5 protein-coding genes are annotated in these 3,058 nt (G+C 61.7%); 1 reads left to right on the top strand and 4 read right to left on the bottom strand.

What is annotated here, in order from left to right:
• Positions 1 to 603 (top strand): MFS transporter (locus EOA86_RS28545; RefSeq protein ID WP_128344722.1); only part of this gene is annotated, 603 nt, incomplete at its 5' end.
• Between the two features lie 119 nt (positions 604 to 722).
• Here the strand turns inward: EOA86_RS28545 and msrB are convergent.
• The 4 genes from msrB to EOA86_RS28525 all read right to left on the bottom strand — a co-directional run.
• Positions 723 to 1,226 carry a peptide-methionine (R)-S-oxide reductase MsrB gene (gene msrB / locus EOA86_RS28540; RefSeq protein ID WP_065011696.1) on the bottom strand — a complete coding sequence of 168 codons (504 nt, stop codon included), beginning with the start codon at positions 1,224 to 1,226 and terminating at the stop codon, positions 723 to 725.
• Positions 1,227 to 1,442: 216 nt separating this feature from the next.
• The gene (locus tag EOA86_RS28535; RefSeq protein ID WP_128344720.1) at positions 1,443 to 2,000 is read right to left on the bottom strand and encodes a fasciclin domain-containing protein; all 558 of its coding nucleotides are present in this window, start codon (positions 1,998 to 2,000) and stop codon (positions 1,443 to 1,445) included.
• A 213-nt stretch (positions 2,001 to 2,213) separates the two neighbouring features.
• Complete coding sequence (locus EOA86_RS28530; RefSeq protein ID WP_127208581.1) at positions 2,214 to 2,912, bottom strand: anti-sigma factor; 699 nt, start codon at positions 2,910 to 2,912, stop codon at positions 2,214 to 2,216.
• On the bottom strand, positions 2,909 to 3,058 hold a 150-nt coding region (locus EOA86_RS28525), incomplete at its 5' end, for a sigma factor-like helix-turn-helix DNA-binding protein (RefSeq protein ID WP_281035704.1). The genes EOA86_RS28530 and EOA86_RS28525, both read right to left, overlap by 4 nt.

The raw sequence follows: 3,058 nt of genomic DNA, 5'->3' as shown, positions 1-3,058 counted from the left end.
ATGTTCGTCACCGCGCCCATTTCCGGCATCCTGTCGCGCAAGATGGATCCGCGGCTGATGATGATGATCGGCTTCTTCGGCTTCGCCGCAGGCACCTGGCGCATGACCTATCTGACCGCCGACTGGGATTTCTGGGAGCTTTTGGTGCCGCAGATCCTGCGTGGTGCCTCGATGATGCTGTGCATGGTGCCGATCAACAACATCGCACTGGGAACTCTGCCGCCTGACCGGCTTAAGAATGCTTCCGGCCTGTTCAATCTCACCCGCAATCTCGGTGGCGCCGTCGGCCTTGCCGTCATCAACACCGTGCTGATCGACCGCAACGCATTCCACTACGCAAGGCTGGCCGAGCATGTGCAATGGGGCAGTGCCGAGGCGCAAACCAAGTTGCAGAACATCACGCTCGACTTCCAGCAGAATGCCGGCCTGGACGCGTCCAAGGCGGCGATCTCGAAATTGTCTGCTATGGTCCAGCAGCAGGCTTCGCTGCTGTCCTTCATGGACGTGTTCTATCTCTTGACGGCGCTGTTCGCCACGCTGGCGATCTTCACCATGGTCATCCGCAAGCCGGCAGAGCAGGCTGGCGGAGGTGGCGGACATTGATCGTGCAACTTTGCGCGTCCAAAAGACGCGCGGCGCTCTAATGCATGTCGCGCAAAAGTGCGCAGCGGTTTTGCGATAACGACATGCATGTGAGGCCGGTCAAACGCTAGCGCTTTAGGTCAGGCGGTGGCCGGCTTGAAGGTCAAGGCGACGCCGTTGATGCAATGACGCAGGCCGGTCGGCGGCGGGCCATCGTCGAAGACATGGCCGAGATGACCACCGCAACGGCGGCAATGGACCTCGGTTCGGGTCATGCCGAGAGACCTGTCCACGGTCTTGCCGACGGCGTTGGGAAGCTCCTGCCAGAAGCTCGGCCAGCCGGTGCCGGAATCGAACTTCGTCTCAGAGGAATAGAGCGGCAGGTCGCAGCCGGCACAGGCGAAGATGCCTTTGCGGTGCTCGTTGAGCAGCGGACTGGTGCCGGGATATTCGGTGCCTTCCTTGCGCAGCACATTGAAGGCCGCATCGGACAGGATGGCGCGCCACTCGGCCTCGGTCTTGGTGACCTCGAAGGTTTCGGCGGCGTGCGCATCCTGCGGCCTGCCCATGTGCAGCGTTGCGGCCGTGCCTGCCAACAATGCCACAGCGGCGGCACCGCTCCAAAGAAAGTCGCGCCGGATCATCACCATTCCTCCTCTGTCCATTTGCCAAATTCGACCGTCACATGGAAATCAAAAGCTAGTGACGGCCAGCTCCTGACACCCGGCATTCCGCACCTGCCCCACGCCTACAGCGGACGGCGCGGATTGTACGCTTGTCGATTGCGCGGGTCACGCAAGCGGAACCCGCGCAGTCGGCATGGAACCTCAGCCATATCTTCGTTGGCGACGACCGCTTTGTTACATCTTCGGCAGGAGAACCTTGTCGATGACGTGGATAACGCCGTTCGACTGCTCGACATCGGCGACCGTCACATTGGCGACATTGCCGTTCTCGTCCGTCGCGGTGACCTTGCCGTCGTCGGCCTTGAGCGTCAGTTCGCAGCCGCCAACCGTCTTGACCTTATGCGCGCCACCATCGTCCATGGCCATCTTGGCGACGTCGGCGGCCATCGCCTTGGCACCGATGACATGGCAGGTCAGGATCTTGACCAGCTTGTCCTTGTTTTCGGGCTTGAGCAGCGTGTCGACGGTGCCGGCCGGAAGGGCGGCAAAGGCCTCGTTGGTCGGCGCGAACACAGTGAAGGGACCGGCACTCTGCAGCGTGTCGACGAGACCACCGGCCTTGACGGCTGCAACCAGCGTCGTGTGATCCGTCGAGTTGACGGCGTTCTCGACGATGTTCTTGGTGGCATACATGGCGGCGCCGCCGACCATCGGATTCTGGGCATAGGCGGCAGTGGCGAGCGCGGAAACGGCGACCGTGCCGGCAAGCAAAAGGGTGGCGAATTTACGCATGACTCAATCTCCTCGGGTTTGTCGTTCCCCTCTTTGGGGCGCAAGCAGATACGGAAGATGAGTGTTTGAGTTTCGACGTTCGGGAAAAAATTTAATTTTTCGCAATTCGAGCGGGGGGTTTTCAAAGGGTTAGCCGTTCAAAGATGTATTCTTACGGCCAACACCATCACAGGCGATAAATTTGACATCTTCTGGAAAGCAGATAGGTGGCGATCAGATGCTCTTCAAATCGCCCGCAGCGACCACAGGGCCGGTCGGCTGACCTGTCGGCGAACCGCCGGCCGGTTCGAGGCTGACCGCAAGCACGGCGCCCTGTGCAAGCTTTTCCTGCACGGCCGGCGCAATGGTCATATGGGCGATCTGACCGGCCGGGATGATGCCCATCGAGACCGGAGCATTCTTGCCCTCGATCATCCACAGTTCGAAATCCTTGCCGGCGGCACGCTCACCGGAGACATGCGACAGGCCGATCTTGCGATGGGCAGCGTCATAGACGGCAAGATATCTGACGTCGCTGCCGTCAGCGGTCAGTGATGCGACAAGCTGCGGCGGTTCGAGCGGCGGGTTGAGGTAAGGCACGGCGATGGTGATCGCCAGCGCTGCGACAGAAGCGGCAGCAAGACCGCGCCAGAAGGCAAGGCTCGACCAGAGGCCGGAGCGGGGTTCTGCCACGAACAGCCGGCGATCCAATGCCTCCTTGACCCTGATCGGCGGCTCTGTCTCCGGATAGGCGGCGGCCATCGGCGAAAGACGCGCCTCCCAGGCATCGACAAGGCGCGCGAAAGTGGCGTCCGCGTCGATACGGCGTGACGCGATCTCGCGTTCGTCCGCGTCCAGCACACCAAGAACGTATTCGGCGGCGAACAGGTCGTCGCCCCCAGGTTCCGGTCCGTCATCCTGTGCCAGCGTCATCTTTCCAGACACTCTCTGAGCTTCAACAGGCTGCGCCGCAGCCAGGTCCGCATCGTGTTCAGCGGCACGCCATGGCGTACGGCCAGTTCGGCATAGCTTTCGCCCTGGAGATAGGCGCCCCGGACGGCCGCCGCCCGGTCCTTTTC

The sequence above is a fragment of the Mesorhizobium sp. M5C.F.Ca.IN.020.32.2.1 genome (genome assembly GCF_004023105.1).
GTDB classification, from domain to species: domain Bacteria; phylum Pseudomonadota; class Alphaproteobacteria; order Rhizobiales; family Rhizobiaceae; genus Mesorhizobium; species Mesorhizobium wenxiniae.
The sequence above is the reverse complement of the archived record's forward strand: the minus strand, read 5'-3'. Positions and strand labels throughout refer to the sequence as shown.